The sequence below is a fragment of the Streptomyces sp. NRRL S-1022 genome (assembly GCF_000720135.1).
Taxonomy (GTDB): Bacteria; Actinomycetota; Actinomycetes; order Streptomycetales; family Streptomycetaceae; genus Streptomyces.
Genome location: NZ_JOIU01000013.1, coordinates 141710 through 156982 on the forward strand (window position 1 = coordinate 141710; position 15273 = coordinate 156982).

General features: G+C 70.8%; 17 protein-coding genes, 1 pseudogene and 1 riboswitch. Of the genes and pseudogenes, 9 read left to right on the plus strand and 9 right to left on the minus strand.

From position 1 onward, the window contains the following. The first annotated feature begins 60 nt into the window (after nucleotides 1-60). The gene (locus IG05_RS0120050; RefSeq protein WP_030344407.1) at nucleotides 61-1446 is read left to right on the plus strand and encodes a serine hydrolase domain-containing protein; all 1386 of its coding nucleotides are present in this window, start codon (nucleotides 61-63) and stop codon (nucleotides 1444-1446) included. A 93-nt stretch (nucleotides 1447-1539) separates the two neighbouring features. On the opposite strand, the gene IG05_RS0120055 is transcribed toward IG05_RS0120050, so the two are convergent. Both IG05_RS0120055 and IG05_RS0120060 read right to left on the minus strand, forming a co-directional pair. Next, a complete protein-coding gene (locus IG05_RS0120055; RefSeq protein WP_030344408.1) occupies nucleotides 1540-1992 on the minus strand; it encodes a GNAT family N-acetyltransferase in 453 nt (150 codons plus the stop codon). A gap of 10 nt (nucleotides 1993-2002) precedes the next feature. Further along, on the minus strand, nucleotides 2003-2461 hold the full coding sequence (locus IG05_RS0120060; protein WP_030344410.1) for a MarR family winged helix-turn-helix transcriptional regulator: 459 nt from the start codon (nucleotides 2459-2461) through the stop codon (nucleotides 2003-2005). A gap of 145 nt (nucleotides 2462-2606) precedes the next feature. Here IG05_RS0120060 and IG05_RS0120065 point away from each other — a divergent pair, with 145 nt between their 5' ends. Together IG05_RS0120065 and IG05_RS0120070 are read left to right on the plus strand one after the other, a co-directional pair. Continuing rightward, nucleotides 2607-3815, plus strand: coding sequence for an MFS transporter (locus tag IG05_RS0120065; RefSeq protein ID WP_030344412.1), 1209 nt, complete (start codon nucleotides 2607-2609; stop codon nucleotides 3813-3815). A gap of 97 nt (nucleotides 3816-3912) precedes the next feature. Then, a complete protein-coding gene (locus IG05_RS0120070) occupies nucleotides 3913-4332 on the plus strand; it encodes a GlcG/HbpS family heme-binding protein (protein WP_030344414.1) in 420 nt (139 codons plus the stop codon). Between the two features lie 74 nt (nucleotides 4333-4406). Here IG05_RS0120070 and IG05_RS0120075 read toward each other — a convergent pair whose 3' ends face one another. After that, complete coding sequence (locus IG05_RS0120075; protein WP_030344415.1) at nucleotides 4407-5273, minus strand: GNAT family N-acetyltransferase; 867 nt, start codon at nucleotides 5271-5273, stop codon at nucleotides 4407-4409. Between the two features lie 152 nt (nucleotides 5274-5425). On the opposite strand from IG05_RS0120075, the pseudogene IG05_RS49395 reads away from it, so the two are divergent. Then, a pseudogene (locus IG05_RS49395) lies at nucleotides 5426-5509 on the plus strand (hydrolase); the annotation flags it as partial. Between the two features lie 24 nt (nucleotides 5510-5533). Here IG05_RS49395 and IG05_RS0120080 read toward each other — a convergent pair. From IG05_RS0120080 to IG05_RS0120095, 4 genes are all read right to left on the minus strand, one after another. Beyond that, complete coding sequence (locus tag IG05_RS0120080) at nucleotides 5534-6016, minus strand: NUDIX domain-containing protein (protein ID WP_030344417.1); 483 nt, start codon at nucleotides 6014-6016, stop codon at nucleotides 5534-5536. Between the two features lie 197 nt (nucleotides 6017-6213). Next, a complete protein-coding gene (locus IG05_RS0120085; RefSeq protein ID WP_030344419.1) occupies nucleotides 6214-7362 on the minus strand; it encodes a cystathionine gamma-lyase in 1149 nt (382 codons plus the stop codon). After that, entirely contained in the window at nucleotides 7359-7850 is a 492-nt protein-coding gene (locus IG05_RS0120090) for a low molecular weight protein-tyrosine-phosphatase (RefSeq protein ID WP_030344420.1), read from the minus strand. Before IG05_RS0120090 ends, IG05_RS0120085 begins: the two co-directional genes overlap by 4 nt. A gap of 7 nt (nucleotides 7851-7857) precedes the next feature. Further along, nucleotides 7858-8235, minus strand: a complete 378-nt coding sequence (locus tag IG05_RS0120095; RefSeq protein ID WP_030344422.1) for a phage holin family protein — start codon at nucleotides 8233-8235, stop codon at nucleotides 7858-7860. A gap of 58 nt (nucleotides 8236-8293) precedes the next feature. Here IG05_RS0120095 and IG05_RS0120100 point away from each other — a divergent pair, with 58 nt between their 5' ends. The 4 genes from IG05_RS0120100 to IG05_RS0120115 all read left to right on the plus strand — a co-directional run bounded on the left by IG05_RS0120100 (nucleotide 8294) and on the right by IG05_RS0120115 (nucleotide 10645). Beyond that, nucleotides 8294-8611 (plus strand): cupin domain-containing protein, encoded by a 318-nt coding sequence (locus tag IG05_RS0120100; RefSeq protein ID WP_030344424.1) that lies wholly within the window; start codon nucleotides 8294-8296, stop codon nucleotides 8609-8611. Between the two features lie 132 nt (nucleotides 8612-8743). Next, nucleotides 8744-8956 (plus strand): DUF5326 family protein, encoded by a 213-nt coding sequence (locus IG05_RS0120105; protein WP_030344425.1) that lies wholly within the window; start codon nucleotides 8744-8746, stop codon nucleotides 8954-8956. A gap of 195 nt (nucleotides 8957-9151) precedes the next feature. Continuing rightward, nucleotides 9152-10108, plus strand: a complete 957-nt coding sequence (locus tag IG05_RS0120110; RefSeq protein ID WP_420707610.1) for an IclR family transcriptional regulator — start codon at nucleotides 9152-9154, stop codon at nucleotides 10106-10108. Between the two features lie 99 nt (nucleotides 10109-10207). Continuing rightward, nucleotides 10208-10645, plus strand: a complete 438-nt coding sequence (locus IG05_RS0120115; protein WP_030344430.1) for an SsgA family sporulation/cell division regulator — start codon at nucleotides 10208-10210, stop codon at nucleotides 10643-10645. Nucleotides 10646-10777: 132 nt separating this feature from the next. On the opposite strand, the gene IG05_RS0120120 is transcribed toward IG05_RS0120115, so the two are convergent. Then, a complete protein-coding gene (locus IG05_RS0120120; protein ID WP_037814279.1) occupies nucleotides 10778-12235 on the minus strand; it encodes a YibE/F family protein in 1458 nt (485 codons plus the stop codon). Nucleotides 12236-12315: 80 nt separating this feature from the next. Further along, nucleotides 12316-12493: riboswitch (TPP riboswitch) on the plus strand. Between IG05_RS0120120 and thiC the strand changes: the two genes are divergently transcribed. After that, on the plus strand, nucleotides 12486-14270 hold the full coding sequence (gene thiC / locus IG05_RS0120125; protein WP_030344433.1) for a phosphomethylpyrimidine synthase ThiC: 1785 nt from the start codon (nucleotides 12486-12488) through the stop codon (nucleotides 14268-14270). Its footprint overlaps the riboswitch before it by 8 nt. Nucleotides 14271-14349: 79 nt before the next feature. On the opposite strand, the gene IG05_RS0120130 is transcribed toward thiC, so the two are convergent. Then, nucleotides 14350-15213, minus strand: a complete 864-nt coding sequence (locus IG05_RS0120130) for a membrane protein (protein ID WP_030344435.1) — start codon at nucleotides 15211-15213, stop codon at nucleotides 14350-14352. Between the last annotated feature and the right edge of the window lie 60 nt (nucleotides 15214-15273).

Sequence of the window (15273 nt, forward strand, 5' to 3'; positions counted from 1 at the left end):
CCGACGAGGTGCCCGGCAAATGGATTCGACGCCCGCCTCCGTACCGGGTGGACTGGCCCCATGACGACAACACAGGAAGCGCTGCTCCCCGGCACGCGCCGAGCCCTGCTGCACCGGATCGCCGTCGCGCAGACCGAGGGACGGGCTCCGTCGCTGGTCGCCGCCGTCGTGCGGGACGGGCAGGCCGTGTGGCACGGGGCGCGGACCTCGGTGGACGGACACGGTCCGGACGACACCGTGCAGTACCGGATCGGGTCCATCACCAAGACCTTCACCGCCGTGCTGGTGATGCGGCTGCGCGACGAGGGCGCGCTCGATCTCGGCGATCCGCTGGAGAAGCACCTGCCGGGCACCGGTGCGGGGGAGGCGACGATCGCGGAACTCCTCGCGCACACCGCGGGGTTGGCGGCCGAATCACCCGCGCCCTGGTGGGAACGGACGCCCGGGTCCCTGCGGCCCGAGCTGAACGATGTGCTCGGCGAACAGCCCCTGCTGCATCCCGTCGGCCGGCGGCACCATTACTCCAACCCCGGCTACACCGTGCTCGGCGCCCTGGTGGAAGAGCTGCGCGGCGCTTCGTGGGAGGAGGTGCTGCGCGACGAGGTCCTGGAGCCGCTCGGCCTGCACCGGACGAGCATGCAGCCGGTCTTCCCGCACGCGGGTGGCTGGGCCGTGCACCCGTGGGCCGACGCGATGCTGCCCGAACCGTCGGAGGACCTGGGGCGGATGGCGCCGGCCGGTCAGCTCTGGTCGACCACCGGGGACCTCGCGCGGTTCGCCGCGTTCCTGGCCCGGGGGGACGACCGGGTCCTGAGTGCGGACTCGGTGCGGGAGATGCGCACCCCGGCGGCGCCCGCCGAGGCCGCGGACGTGCTGGACGGGGTGACATACGGACTGGGGCTGCAGATCCAGCGCCGCGAGGGCCGGCTGCTCGTCGGGCACTCCGGTTCCCTGCCCGGCTTCCTGGCGAACCTGAGCATCAGCGTGGAGGACGACGTGGCCGCGGTGGTGCTGGCGAACTGCACCAGCGGACCGCTGCTGGGTGCCGTGGGAGCCGACCTCGTCCGGATCGTCGCCGAGGCGGAGCCGCGCATCCCGGAGCCCTGGCGGCCACTGCGCGAGGTCGATCCGGCGGTGCTGGAGCTGGTGGGGCAGTGGTACTGGGGCACTCATGCCTTCGGGCTGCGCGCGACCGCCGATGGTCTTCTCTCCCTGGCACCGCTGGCCGGCGGCGGTCGCAGGGCCCGCTTCCGGGCGAACGGCGACGGCACCTGGACGGGCCTGGAGGGGTACTACGCCGGTGAGCTGCTGCGGCCCGTACGGCGTCCCGACGGATCCGTGAGCCACCTCGATCTCGGCTCGTTCGTGTTCACCCGGCAGCCGTACGACTCCGAGGCCCCGGTGCCCGGCGGCGTGGATCCGCAGGGATGGCGCGGCATCGGCTAGTCCGTGACTGTCCAGGGGTGGGTTTCACGTGAAACGCACCCCTGCCCCTTCCGGCCTCCCGCTCCGTGACGCGTCCGGCGGCTCAGGGCGCGGTCAGAGCCGCAGCTTGAAGCCCTCGTGGGAAGCCGTGAAGCCCAGCCGCTCGTAGAAGCGGTGGGCGTCGGTGCGGCTCTTGTCGGACGTGAGCTGCACCATGTGGCAGTCGAGCGCCCGGGCGGTGTCGATCGCCCACTCGATCAGCCGGCTGCCGAGCCCGCTGCCGCGCTCGTCGGCGTGGATGCGCACGGCCTCGATGAGCGCGCGGGTCGCCCCCCTGTGGGAGAGCCCGGGGATGATCGTCAGCTGGAGGGTCCCGATCACGCGGCCTGCGCGCACGGCGACGACGACATGCTGGTTCGGGTCGGCGGCGAGGCGCTTGAGTGCCGTCTCGTAGGGCGCCAGATCGCCGGGCGACTCGCGCTGGGCGCCGAGCGGATCGTCGGCGAGCATGGCGACGATCGCCGGCAGGTCGTCGGTGGTGGCGGCCCGTATTTCAAGATCGTCCATGTGTCGCACCCTACGCGGACACGTTCAGCGACTCCACCACACGGACCAGCGGGGCCAGTTCGGGATGCTGGGCGGCGTCGTCCAGGGCCTCACGCAGCGCGGCGTCGTTGGTGGGCCGCGCCTCTTCCAGCAGCCGCAGGCCCGCCGGGGTGACGTTGGTGTAGATGCCGCGCCGGTCGGTGGGGCACAGGTAGCGCTCCAGCAGGCCGCGGTCCTCCAACCGGGTCACCAGGCGGGTGGTGGCGCTCTGGCTGAGCACGACCGCGTCGGCGACCTGCTTCATCTGCAGATGCCCGCCCTCACCGTCGTGCTGCCTGCTGAGCACGTCCAGCAGGGAGTACTCGCGCACGCTCAGGTCGTGTGTGGCCTGCAGTGCGCGCTCGATGTGCGCCTCGATCCTGCCGTGCAGCGCAGAGAGGGCACACCAGCCCTGGGCGAGAGCGGTGAGCGCGGGGTCCGTCGCTGTCATGGGGGTTCTCCTCCGTCCCGGGCGGCTCACCACAAGGGTAGAGCACTGCTGCAATAGTCTGCGCTTGCATATAGCCCGCGTCTGCAACTATTGTGAACGAACGCAAAGCGCTCCTGCAATCTTTTGGGAAGGGTGTACCCCCTCTATGCCTCTCGCGCTTCTGGCCCTCGCGATCGGGGCCTTCGGAATCGGAACGACCGAGTTCGTGATCATGGGCTTGCTGCCCGAGGTCGCGGGCGACTTCGGGGTCTCCATCCCCACGGCGGGCCTGCTCGTGACGGGCTACGCGCTCGGCGTGGTCGTCGGCGCCCCGCTGATGACCGTGCTCGGCACCAAGGTCCCGCGCAAGCGGATGCTGATGCTGCTGATGGGCCTGTTCATCGTCGGAAACCTGGTCTCCGCCGTGGCCCCGACCTTCGCGGTCATGCTGATCGGACGAGTGATCGCCTCGCTCGCCCACGGTGCCTTCTTCGGTATCGGCTCCGTCGTCGCCGCCGAACTCGTCGCGCCCGAGAAGAAGGCCGGCGCCATCGCCATGATGTTCACCGGTCTGACCGTCGCCAACGTCGTCGGCGTCCCGCTGGGCACGTTCGTCGGACAGAGCGCCGGCTGGCGCGTCACCTTCGGCATCGTCGCCGGCCTCGGCGTCATCGGTCTCGCCGGTATCGCCAGGCTCGTGCCCGAGCTGCCGCGGCCGGAGGGCGTACACCTGCGGCACGAGCTGGCCGCCTTCAAGAACACCCAGGTCCTGCTCGCCATGGCGATGACCGTCCTCGGCTTCGGCGGTGTCTTCGCGGCCATCACCTACATCGCGCCGATGATGACCCACATCGCCGGATTCGCCGACGGTTCGGTCACCTGGCTGCTGGTCCTGTTCGGCCTCGGCATGGTCGTCGGCAACCTCTTCGGTGGCAAGTTCGCCGACCGCGCCCTGATGCCGATGCTGTACGTGTCCCTGGGCGCCCTGGCGGTCGTCCTGGCCCTCTTCACGCTCACCGCCCACAACAAGATCGCCGCTGCGGTGACCATCGCCCTGATCGGCGCCCTGGGCTTCGCCACCGTGCCGCCGCTGCAGAAGCGCGTCCTCGACCAGGCGCACGGCGCCCCGACGCTCGCCTCGGCCGTGAACATCGGCGCCTTCAACCTGGGCAACGCCCTGTCCGCCTGGCTCGGCGGCCTGGTGATCGCGGCCGGCCTCGGCTACACGTCCCCCAACTGGGTCGGCGCCGCGCTCGCCGCCGCCGCCCTGGTCCTCGCCTTCCTCTCGGCAGCCCTGGAGCGCCGCGACGGCGCGCACGGCACCGTGATCGCCTCCGGTACCCCGGCGGAGCAGCGCGCGCCCGCCCACCACTGAGCGGGCGCCTCACCACCCGTAACGCACAGACGTCCGTGCCGGGGGTCCACCCGGTACGGAAAACACCCGCCACAGCACCATGCAAGGAGACTGGTCCATGAGCACCACCGCCGTCACCCCGCTCACCACCGAGGACGCCGAGCTGCTCGTCGCCACGGCCCGCCGGGCGGCCGAGGACGCCGGAGTCACGGTCAGCGTCACCGTCCTGGACGCCGGCGGCCACCTGCTCGCCTTCCGCCGCGACGACCGGGCCGTGCTGATCTCCGGCGAGACCAGCACCCGCAAGGCCTACACGGCCCTCCAGCTGAACGCCCCCACCGCCGACCTCGTCGACGCCGTCCAGCCCGGTGGCCTCTTCCACACGCTGCCGACGGCCCTGGACCGGCCGCTGCTCTTCATCGCGGGCGGTGTCCCGGTCCACCGCGACGGCCGGCTGATCGGAGCCATCGGTGTCGGCGGCGGTGCGCCGGAGCAGGACCACGGCTTCGCCACCGCGGCCGTCCAGGCGCTCGCCTGAGCCCCGGCCCGGGCCCCCATGACGCCGGCCCCGTCGCTTCGAGCGGCGGGGCCGGACGTATGCCGCAGGAGGGCTCAGCCCGCGGCGACCGTGAGCGGTGCGAACCTCCGGGTCCAGTCACCCGGCAGGTCCGTGATGCCGTAGGTCATCACCGAGTTGAAGGCGATGGAGGCGAGACCCCGCTCCTTCGCCCAGGCCAGCAGCTCCTCGTGGCGCACGTCGATGTCGGTGCGCAGCGGTCGCTCCGTGCGGGCCGCCAGCGAGGCGATGAGCGCCTTGGCGGTCTCCGTGTCCCGGGCGATCAGCGGACCGACGACATGGGTGTCCATGTTGGGCCACGCCGCCGTGTAGCCGATGAGCCGGCCGTCTTCCTCGGCCACCCGCAACTGATCGGCGAAGGCGGGCAGTCGGGTGATGAGGGGCGTGCGGTCGGTGCCGAACACCTCCTCGTCGAGGCGGAGGATGGCGGGAAGGTCCTCGGCGGTGGCGGCACGCGTGGCGACGGAGGGTTCCGGCCCGCCGGATGCGAAGCGGCCCGTCAGCATCTCGGCCCGGCCCGTCACCTTGAAGCCCAGCTCCTCGTAGAGGGGCCGGCCGAACGGCGTGGCGTGCAGGGTCAGTGGAGTGGTCCCCATGGCCGACAGGACATGCCGCATGAGGCGGCGTCCGACGCCACGGCGGGCGTGGCGGCCGGCCACCAGGACCATGCCGATGGCGCCGAGATCCGGCCGCTGCCAGGCGCCGTACTCCGTGACCACACAGGCGGCGACGAGACCGCCCTCGGGGTCATCGATACCGAAGCCCTTCCCGGCCGAGAGGAGCAGGCCCCACTTGTGTTCCTCACGTGGCCACCCCCGGTCTTCGGACAGGTCGGCGCACGCGGTGAGGTCGCGAAGCGTAAGACGGCGGATGGGCAGAGCGGCGAGGGAAGGAGTCGGCACGCAGGTCAGGCTGTCCGACCGGCACCCCCGCCGTCCACCCGTTTCGATGTGGACGCAGGTGCTTTTGGCCATCTCGTGGCCAGGCGGACAGCTCCCGGACAGCTGCGGGTGTTTCACGTGAAACATCGGCAGCCGACCCACCTCCGGGCACGGCGAGACTTCATCTCTTCGATCGCGACGGCAGGCTGCTGCGCGGCACCACCGCGCCCGTGGAGATTTCCCGCCAGCCGGGGCTGGGGCGGCTCCCTGGCTGTTTGTGCCTACCCGAGGTCGGGAGCGTGCATGGCGCGTACCCCCTCGATGTTCCCGTCGAGGTAGTGACGCAGGGACAGCGGGACGAGATGCACGGAGGCGATGCCGACTCGGGTGAACGGGATGCGGACGATCTCGTACTCGCCGGCCGGCTCTTCCACTTCGGGACCGTGGCGCAGGGACGGGTCCATGGACTCCAGCCGGCACACGAAGAAGTGCTGCACCTTCACCCCGCTCGCGCCGCCGTCCTCACCGATGTGTTCCACCGTGTCCACGAAGCACGGCACCACATCGGTGATCTTGGCGCCGAGTTCCTCGTACACCTCCCGGTGCAGGGCGTCCACGACGGTCGAATCCTCCGGCTCGACTCCGCCACCGGGGGTGACCCAGTAGGGATCGACGCCAGGCTTGGTGCGCTTGATCAAGATCAGGTCGTCACCGTCCAGGAGAACAGCACGGGCGGTGCGCTTGACCACGGGTCGGACGGTCATGGGAGAAATGTGGCCCGGCTGGTTCCACGTGAAACATCACAAAGCGCCACGACACGACCGCGGCGTGTGCACTCCCGTGGGCGGCGCGCCCTGCGGGCCGGAGGGCCGGAGCCGATTCGCCGAAAGCCGACGACGGTCCGGGCCGCGAGGGGGAGACTCGGACCGTCCTGAAGGTCCGGTGCCGGACACCGAGGCGCCTACCCGGCGGACTCGTCCAGGGCGCGCAGTACGTCGGCCACCAGGTCCTCGGGGTCCTCCGCACCCACGGACATGCGGATGAAGCCCTCCGGGACGGCGTCCCCGCCCCAGCGGCGGCGGCGCTCGGCGGTGGACCGGACCCCGCCGAAGCTCGTGGCGTCCTCCACCAGGTGCAGGGCCGCGAGGAAACGCTCGGCGTGCTCGCGCGTGGGCAGGGTGAAGGAGACGACGCAGCCGTAGCGGCGCATCTGCTGCGAGGCGATCTTGTGCGAGGGGTCGTCGGGCAGGCCCAGGTACCGCAGGCCGGACACCTCGGGGCGCTGTCGCAGTGCCTGCGCGACGGCGAGGGCGGTGGCGTTCTGCCGCTCGACGCGCAACTGGAGCGTGGCGATGGACCGGTGCGCGAGCCAGGCCTCCATGGGCCCGGAGATCGCACCGACGATCTTGCGCCAGCGGCGTACGGCGGCCATCGCCTCGGCGTCGCGACCGGTGACATAGCCCAGCAGGACATCGCCGTGCCCGGTGAGCTGCTTGGTGCCGCTGGCCACGGAGAAGTCGGCGCCCAGCTCCAGCGGACGCTGCCCGAGCGGGGTGGCGAGGGTGTTGTCGACGGCCACCAGGGCGCCCCGCGCGTGGGCCGCCTCCGCCAGCCGCCGGATGTCGCACACATCCAGCCCGGGGTTCGACGGGGACTCGATCCACAGCAGCCGTGCCCCGTCGAGCACCTCCAGCTGGGCGTCACCGCCGGTCGGCGCGGTGCGCACCTCGATGCCGTACGCCTCCAGCTGGGCGCCGACCAGCGGCAGCACCTGATAGCCGTCGGACGGCAACACGACCGCGTCCCCGGCGCGCAGCTGCGAGAACAGCACGGCGGAGATCGCCGCCATGCCGGAGGCGAAGACCAGCGTCTGGGCGTCCTCCCGCCCGGGCGCCTCCAGCTCGCTGACGGCCTGCTCCAGCAGCGTCCAGGTCGGGTTGTCGTCGCGGCCGTAGGAGTACGGGCCCGTCACCTCGCCGGGCAGATGGAAGTGCGCCGCGAACACCGGCCCGGGCAGGGTCGGCTCGTGCTTGACCGGCTCGGGCAGCCCCGCCCGTACCGCGCGCGTGCCGTCGCCGGTGCGGCCGTCGTCCTTCGTGGCGTCGCTCATGCGGCCCGTCCTTCCAGTTCTTCCCGTACGGCGGCGAGCAGACCGGTGCTCGCCGCCTCCACCATCTCAAGACACTCCTCGAAGCCGTCCCGGCCCCCGTAGTACGGGTCCGGTACGTCCAGGTCGTCGTCGGCGGCGGGGTCGAAGGAGCGGAGCAGCCGGATCTTGCGCGCGTCCTCCTCCCTGGGCGCCAGGCGGCGCAGCGCTCGGAGGTGGCCCGCGTCGAGGGCGACGACGAGGTCGAGGCGGGCGAACCACGACGGCAGGAACTGACGGGCCGTGTGCTCGCTGTCGTAGCCGTGCTCCTCCAGGACGGAGACGGTGCGCGGATCGGCCGGCTCGCCCTCGTGCCAGCCGCCGGTACCGGCGCTGTCGGCCGCCACCAGGTCCTCCAGCCCGGCCTCCGCCACGCGCGCGCGGAAGACGGACTCGGCCATCGGTGAGCGGCAGATGTTGCCGGTGCACACGAAGCAGACGCGGTAGGTCATGGCCTTGTCAGTCCTCGTCGGGCAGGACGATGTGCAGCGCCCAGGAGACGACGGAGACGATCAGACCGCCGAGCACGGCCGTCCAGAATCCCTCCACGTGGAAACTCAGGTGGAGCTTGCCGCACACCCAGGAGGTCAGCAGCAGCATCAGCGCGTTCACGACCAGGGTGATCAGACCCAGCGTCAGGATGAACAGGGGGAAGGTGAGCACCTTCAGAAGTGGCTTGACCAGCCAGTTCACCAAGCCGAAGATCAACGCGACGACGATCAGCGTGCCGGCCTTCTTGGCGGTGCTGTCACCGGTCAAGGTGATCTTGTCGAGCAGCCATACCGCGACCGCCAGGGCGCCCGCGTTGGCGATCGTCTTGACTAGGAAATTCTTCATGTGTCTGATCGTGACAGACCGGAGCAACAGCGAGCAGTGAGGCGAGGCGGCAGCGACGATGAAGGCATTTCGGCTGGACGATCTGGAGGCGGAACGCGCCGCCAACGACGGCGCTTACCTGCAGTTCCTGCGCGAGCGGAACATGTCGGTCGGCCTGTACGGGCTGGACGCGGGCGCGCACGACCCGCAGCAGCCGCATGGTCAGGACGAGGTGTACCTCGTGGTCAGCGGCCGGGCCTCGATCACGGTCGGTCTGGAGACGACCGAGGTGGCGCGGGGCAGTGTCGTGTACGTGCCCGCCGGAGTCGCCCACAAGTTCCACCACATCAGCGAGGACCTCAGGGTACTCGTGGTGTTCTCTCCGCCCGAGGCGTGAGGTTCCGGCTCAGGGTTCCCTAGGGGACAGGTCAGGGGACGACAAGGGATGCGAGGCCCCCGCGACGGCCCTCCGCGGCCCTAGCATCGAACACGGAACATCGACACGAACGAGACGCAAAGGACGAGGGCGATGCGAGAGATCTTCGCGGGGCTGCCGTGGTGGGTAAAGTGGGTCGCGGTGCCGGTCATCGCCCTGGTCGTGTTCGGCGGCCTGATAGCGAGTGTGGTCGGATTCGTCATCGGCCTGCTGTTCAAGGCGTTGGTCTTCATCGCCCTCGTCGGCGGGCTGATCTACGTCGTGCGCAAGTTCACGGCGAACTCCGCGTCCCGTAGCGACTGGTGAGGCGCGCGGGAGCCGGTCACCCATGACGGGGGTACCGGTTCCCTCGGGGGAGGGAAGTTTCCCCGGGAGCCGTCTGCGCGCGGTGGCAGGCGGTTAAAGTCCGGAACTCCCCACGGGGTCCCGCCCCGTGGGTGGCGCAGACCCCCCTCCGTGCTCATGCGCACGGGCTGCCCCCTCGCGCTTCGGGAGTGACCCTTGGCCTCGGTTGACACCGCACCGGCAGAACCCCACGCACCCCCCGCACCACCGCACCGCAGCGCGTCCCCCGTCCGGCGGCCGGCTCCCGTGGCCGTCCCCGGCCAGCCCCACGCCGGGGACCTCTCCGGTGGCGCCCCGCAGCCGGCGGACCGCTCCGGACCACCGTCCTGCGCCGTCCGGCCGGAATCCCCGGCGACCGCCGCGCCCCCCGCCACCCTCATCGGGTCCGTCCAGCGCGCCATGCGCCTGCTGGAGACGGTCGCCGCCCACCCGTACGGCGCCCCGGCCAAACAACTCGCCCGCGAGACCGGCCTCGCGCTGCCCACGACGTACCACCTGCTGCGCACCCTGGTGCACGAGGGCTATCTGCACCGCGAGAAGGGGCTGTTCTTCCTCGGTGAGGCGACCGAGCGGCTGGGCCGCAGCGGAGCGCAGCAGAAACGTCGCAGCATGGTGGCGGACACGCTCGCGCACTGGCGAGATTCCATCGGTGTACCGATGTACTACGCGAGGTACAGGGACGGCGAGATCGAGGTCATGTGCGTCTCCGCCTCCCGTCAGGCGCCCGCGGTCGAGGAGTGGGCGGACTTCCGCGAGACCGGCCACGCCCACGCCATCGGCCAGTGCCTGCTCTCCCAGCTGGACGAGGACGCGCGGCGCGATCACCTGGCCCGGTATCCCGTGCAGCCCCTGACGCCGTACACGGTGCGGGACAACGACGCGCTGCTACGGAGGCTGGCCCGGACGCGGCGCATGGAACCGGTGGTCGAGCGTCAGGAGTACGCGGTCGGCACGGTCTGCGCGGCCGTCCCCATCACGGTCGGCGCCACCGCGGCCACCATGGCCATCTCCCTCCCCGCCCGCCAGGCCGACCGGCTGCTGCCCGCGGCCCACCGGCTCCAGGCGGAGATCGGGCGGCACCTGGGAGCGCTCACCCTCTCTATCAGTATCTGAAAACTCACTCCTTGTGATCTCTTGTGTACGTTGAGCAAGATTTGACCACGGTCAGAGGGATCAATCCCGGCCAGTCGATGTCATATGACGGGGTAGGCGATGCGCGAGTCCGTACAGGCAGAAGTCATGATGAGCTTTCTCGTGTCGGAGGAGCTCTCCTTCCGCATTCCAGTGGAGTTGCGCTACGAGACCAGTGATCCCTATGCCGTGCGGCTCACTTTCCATCTGCCCGGTGACGCCCCGGTGACCTGGGCCTTCGGGCGGGAGTTGCTGATCGACGGGGTCGGCCGTCCGTGCGGGGAGGGGGACGTGCACATCGCCCCCACCGATACCGAGGTGCTGGGTGAGGTGCTGATCCGGCTTCAGGTCGGCGGCGACCAGGCTCTGTTCCGCTCGTCGGCGCCACCGCTCGTGGCCTTCCTCGACCGCACGGACAAGCTCGTCCCGCTCGGTCAGGAGGGCGCGCTGGCCGACTTCGACGCTCATCTCGACGAGGCTCTGGACCGCATCCTGGCCGAGGAGCAGAGCGCCGGCTGAAGCGTTACGACAGGGGTGGCGATGCTTCGCGGTGCCGCACGGAACAGTGCAGGAACGCTTCTGCAGCGGGCTTGTCCGGCGGTACCGCGGGTGGCCCGCACGCCGTCCGCGCCGCTCCCGGCCTGTCCCCGCTCATTGCTTCCGGCGCCGCCCCCGGCCGCCTCGTGCCGGTGCGGGCTGCGCCCCGGCGGGTGCCGCGGCGGCCGGGCCGGTCCGGTCGGCCGACACGACGAGGGCGGCCAGCACGGTGGTGACCGGGACCGAGGCGACCAGACCGATCGAGCCCACCAGCGTGCGCACGATCTCCTCGGCCACCAGCTCGCTGTTGGCCACGGTCCCGACGCTGCTCTGCGCGATCGAGAACAGCAGCAGCAACGGCAGGGCGGCACCGGCGTAGGCGAGAACGAGGGTGTTGACCACGGACGCGATGTGGTCGCGGCCGATCCGGATACCTGCCCGGTACAGGCCGCGCCAGCCCATCGACGGGTTCGCCTCGTGCAGCTCCCACACGGCCGACGTCTGCGTCACCGTGACATCGTCCAGGACGCCGAGCGAACCGATGATGACACCGGCCAGCAGCAGACCGCTCATGTCGATTGACGGATACAGGCCGTGGATCAGGCCGGTGCTGTCGTCCGTGTTGCCGGTCAGCGCCGCCCAGCCGATGAAGAGCGAACCGAGCGCGCCGATCAGCGAGAGAGAGATGAGCGTGCCGAGCACGGCCACCGAGGTACGCGCCGACAGGCCGTGGCACATGTACAGCGCGATCAGCATGATGGCGCTGGACCCCACCACGGCCACCACCAGCGGGTTCGCCCCCTCCAGGATCGCCGGCAGGATGAACAGCGTCAGCACCAGGAAGCTCACGGCCAGCGCCACCAGTGCCATGACACCGCGCAGCCGGCCCACCACGACGACGGCCACCGCGAAGATGCCCGCGAGCAGCGCCATGGGGAACTTGCGGTCCACGTCGGTCACCGCGTACTGCAACTCCCTGGGCGCCGAAGGCTCGTAGGCGACCACGACCTTCTCGCCCCGATGCAGTTGCCGCGTCTGGTCCGGCTGCACGATCTCGGTGAACGTACGGCCCTTGTCCTTGCCCGTGTCGACCTGGACGGTCGCCTTCTTGCAGGTGCCGCCGCCCTGTTGCTGCGCGGCTGTGCCCTCGGCGGTGGCCGGGTCGCCGGCCGGGGTGCCACCGGAGGCGTTCACCGACTTGCAGCTGACCTCGACGACCCGGGTGACCGTGGCCTGCTGGGTCTGCCGGTCGAAACCGACACCCGAGCGCTTGTGGGCCGGGGCCGAGCCGGGCCAGAGCACCACGAGGCCCACCAGGACGGCCGCCGTGAAGGGGACCAGGATCGCCGCGATGACCTTGCGCAGGTGCTTGGACACGGGGGCGGCGGGCCCGTGGCTGTGGCTGTGGCCATGCGTGTGACCAGGGCGGCCTGAGTGGCCGTGGCCGTTCGGATGCACCTGCGCGGGAGCGGCATCACCGCTGCCTTCACGGGCTCCGTGGCCGTCGGCGACGCCCTGGTCCGAACCGCCTGGGCGGTGCGGCTCGGGCGGCTGATAGGGGTACTGCTCCATCCTGGTCACCGCCCGATCATCGCAAGAACGGTGGGGGCCCACTGTTCACCGCGCCACACATGACGCTAGCGTGGAGGCACCTTTGCACACGCGGGAGCTCGGAGCACCGGGCTGAGAGGGCGCTGACCTCCGTACACGCGATGTTTCACGTGGAACACCCGATGTTCCACAGGAAGCGTCGGCAGACGGACACCGCTGCGTCGACCGCCGAACCTGTTACCGGGTAATGCCGGCGTAGGGAGTAGGTCTCATGACCAACAAGGACGCACGCACGCCTGCCTCCGCTCAGGGCGAGAAGTCGCAGGAGGCCGGGAAGTCCATCGGCTGGCACAAGGCGTATGTCGAGGGCTCGCGCCCCGACCTGCGCGTGCCGGTCCGTCAGGTGCACCTCACCAACGGGCAGTCGGTCACGCTGTACGACACATCCGGCCCGTACACCGATCCGCTCGTCGACACGGACGTCCGCCGCGGCCTGCCGCCGCTGCGGGAGAACTGGATCATCGCCCGGGGCGACACCGAGGAGTACGCGGGCCGTCCGGTCCGTCCCGAGGACGACGGGCTCAAGCACACCTCTCCGCGTGGCGGACTGCGCAATTTGGACGCGGTGTTCCCCGGACGCCCGCGCCAGCCGCGCCGGGGCCGCGACGGCCAGGCGGTCACGCAGCTCGCGTACGCGCGCCGGGGCGAGATCACCCCCGAGATGGAGTACGTGGCCATCCGGGAGAACGTCGCGCCCGAGGTGGTCCGCGAGGAGATCGCGGCCGGGCGGGCCGTGCTGCCGGCCAACGTCAACCACCCGGAGATCGAGCCGATGATCATCGGCAAGCGGTTCCTGGTGAAGGTGAACGCCAACATCGGCAACTCCGCGGTGACGTCCTCCATCGAGGAGGAGGTCGAGAAGATGACCTGGGCGACTCGCTGGGGGGCCGATACGGTCATGGACCTGTCCACCGGGCGCAACATCCACACCACCCGCGAGTGGGTCCTGCGCAACTCCCCCGTCCCGATCGGCACGGTGCCGCTCTACCAGGCCCTGGAGAAGGTCGACGGCAGGGCCGAGGAACTGAGCTGGGAGATCTACAAGGACACCGTCATCGAGCAGGCCGAGCAGGGCGTGGACTACATGACCGTCCACGCGGGCGTCCGGCTGGCGTACGTCCCGCTCACCGCCAACCGCAAGACCGGCATCGTCTCGCGCGGCGGCTCGATCATGGCCGCGTGGTGCCTGGCGCACCACAAGGAATCGTTCCTGTACGAGAACTTCGAGGAGCTGTGCGAGATCCTCGCCGCCTACGACGTCACGTACTCGCTGGGCGACGGTCTGCGGCCGGGGTCGATCGCGGACGCCAACGACGAGGCGCAGTTCGCGGAGTTGCGGACGCTCGGGGAACTCAACCGGATCGCCAAGCGTTTCAACGTACAGACCATGATCGAGGGCCCGGGACACGTCCCGATGCACAAGATCAAGGAGAACATCGACCTTCAGCAGGAGATCTGCGATGAAGCTCCGTTCTATACGCTCGGCCCGCTGACCACGGACGTCGCACCGGCGTACGACCACATCACCTCCGGCATCGGTGCCGCGATGATCGCCTGGTGGGGCACGGCGATGCTCTGCTACGTCACGCCCAAGGAGCACCTGGGCCTGCCCAACCGGGACGACGTCAAGACCGGTGTCATCACCTACAAGATCGCCGCGCACGCGGCCGATCTCGCCAAGGGGCACCCCGGCGCGCAGGAGTGGGACGACGCGCTGTCCGACGCCCGCTTCGAGTTCCGGTGGGAGGACCAGTTCAACCTGGCTCTGGACCCGGACACGGCACGGGAGTTCCACGACGAGACCCTGCCGGCCGAGCCCGCCAAGACGGCCCACTTCTGCTCGATGTGCGGCCCGAAGTTCTGCAGCATGAAGATCTCGCAGGACATCCGGCGGGAGCACGGGGGCAGCCGGGCCGAGATCGAGGAGGGCATGGCCCAGAAGTCGAAGGAGTTCGCCGAGGCGGGCAACCGGGTGTACCTGCCGATCGCGGACTGAGGGCCGGGTGCCAGGGCCCGCGTCTCCGGGCCGCCGGGAGGCGGCACGTGAGGCGCGGATCCCGGGCCCCGGGGCGGGGTCACTCGGGCTGGTGTTCGGGGCCGCCGAAGTCCGGGCTCGTGTAGTCGGGGCTGGTGAAGCTGGGGCGGCCGGAGCCGGTGCCGTCGTCGGGGCTGCTGAAGCCGGGCCGGCCGTAGCCCAGGCGCGGCATGCGGCCGGGCGGCGCGGGCGGCGCCGGGTGCGGCACGGTGGCCGTGCCGGGCTCGGTGAGCGCCTCCTGGAGGAAGGGCAGGATGCCGCGCTCCAGCAGGGCGTCCCGCCATGCCTCCCGGGCCCTGGACAGCTCCTCGTGGGCCGCGTCCCGGGCCCTCTCGTCCGCGGGGGTGCTGTTGCGCAGGGCGGTGAGCAGCAGTCCGACGGCGGCGACGAGGATCGCCGCCGCGGTGATGGCGCCGAACACCCAGCCGGTGGTGAGCAGGGTCCGGGCGAGGGTGTGCCCGGGGTCCAGCATCTTCAGGATGTAGCCGACGAGCAGGAAGATCGCCGCGGCGGTTCCGGAGAGGACGGGAGCCAGGACGGCGACGACCGCGATGGCGCCCGCGCCGGTGCTCTCGGCGGCTTCGCCGAGGGAGGCGGCGAGGGCCGTGGTGGCCGAACCGGGGCCCGTCGCGTCGGAGTTCTCGGTGGTGGGTGGGACGGACAGCGCCGGCTGGCGCAGTTCGTCGCGGAGCTTGACGTAGTGCTGGTACTCGGCCGTCGCGGCTGCCGTGATCAGGGCGGAGGCGCCGAGTGCCATGGTGCGCAGTTGTTCGAGGTTGAGCCGCCGGCCGACGGCGGCCAGTTCCGGTCGGTGCGGTGCGGAGCGCAGCGCCTCATCGAGGAGCCGCTCGAATTCCTGGCGGTCCTCGCTCTGCAGGTGCTGCGGAACGCTGTTCATGTGCATCCCCCGATGCTCCGTAGGGCTTGTGGCTCGCACGCCGGCGAGCCGTCGGGCAGAAACGGA

Bases quoted from the DNA above. Each gene is read 5' to 3' on its own strand.
- IG05_RS0120085 (WP_030344419.1), bottom strand. From the start codon at position 7,362: ATGAGCGACGCCACGAAGGACGACGGCCGCACCGGCGACGGCACGCGC.
- IG05_RS0120095 (WP_030344422.1), bottom strand. From the start codon at position 8,235: ATGAAGAATTTCCTAGTCAAGACGATCGCCAACGCGGGCGCCCTGGCG.
- IG05_RS0120070 (WP_030344414.1), top strand. From the start codon at position 3,913: ATGAGCACCACCGCCGTCACCCCGCTCACCACCGAGGACGCCGAGCTG.
- IG05_RS0120100 (WP_030344424.1), top strand. From the start codon at position 8,294: ATGAAGGCATTTCGGCTGGACGATCTGGAGGCGGAACGCGCCGCCAAC.
- IG05_RS0120105 (WP_030344425.1), top strand. From the start codon at position 8,744: ATGCGAGAGATCTTCGCGGGGCTGCCGTGGTGGGTAAAGTGGGTCGCG.
- IG05_RS0120130 (WP_030344435.1), bottom strand. From the start codon at position 15,213: ATGCACATGAACAGCGTTCCGCAGCACCTGCAGAGCGAGGACCGCCAG.
- IG05_RS0120055 (WP_030344408.1), bottom strand. From the start codon at position 1,992: ATGGACGATCTTGAAATACGGGCCGCCACCACCGACGACCTGCCGGCG.
- IG05_RS0120115 (WP_030344430.1), top strand. From the start codon at position 10,208: ATGCGCGAGTCCGTACAGGCAGAAGTCATGATGAGCTTTCTCGTGTCG.
- IG05_RS0120065 (WP_030344412.1), top strand. From the start codon at position 2,607: ATGCCTCTCGCGCTTCTGGCCCTCGCGATCGGGGCCTTCGGAATCGGA.
- IG05_RS0120060 (WP_030344410.1), bottom strand. From the start codon at position 2,461: ATGACAGCGACGGACCCCGCGCTCACCGCTCTCGCCCAGGGCTGGTGT.
- IG05_RS0120080 (WP_030344417.1), bottom strand. From the start codon at position 6,016: ATGACCGTCCGACCCGTGGTCAAGCGCACCGCCCGTGCTGTTCTCCTG.
- IG05_RS0120050 (WP_030344407.1), top strand. From the start codon at position 61: ATGACGACAACACAGGAAGCGCTGCTCCCCGGCACGCGCCGAGCCCTG.
- IG05_RS0120120 (WP_037814279.1), bottom strand. From the start codon at position 12,235: ATGGAGCAGTACCCCTATCAGCCGCCCGAGCCGCACCGCCCAGGCGGT.
- IG05_RS0120090 (WP_030344420.1), bottom strand. From the start codon at position 7,850: ATGACCTACCGCGTCTGCTTCGTGTGCACCGGCAACATCTGCCGCTCA.
- thiC (WP_030344433.1), top strand. From the start codon at position 12,486: ATGACCAACAAGGACGCACGCACGCCTGCCTCCGCTCAGGGCGAGAAG.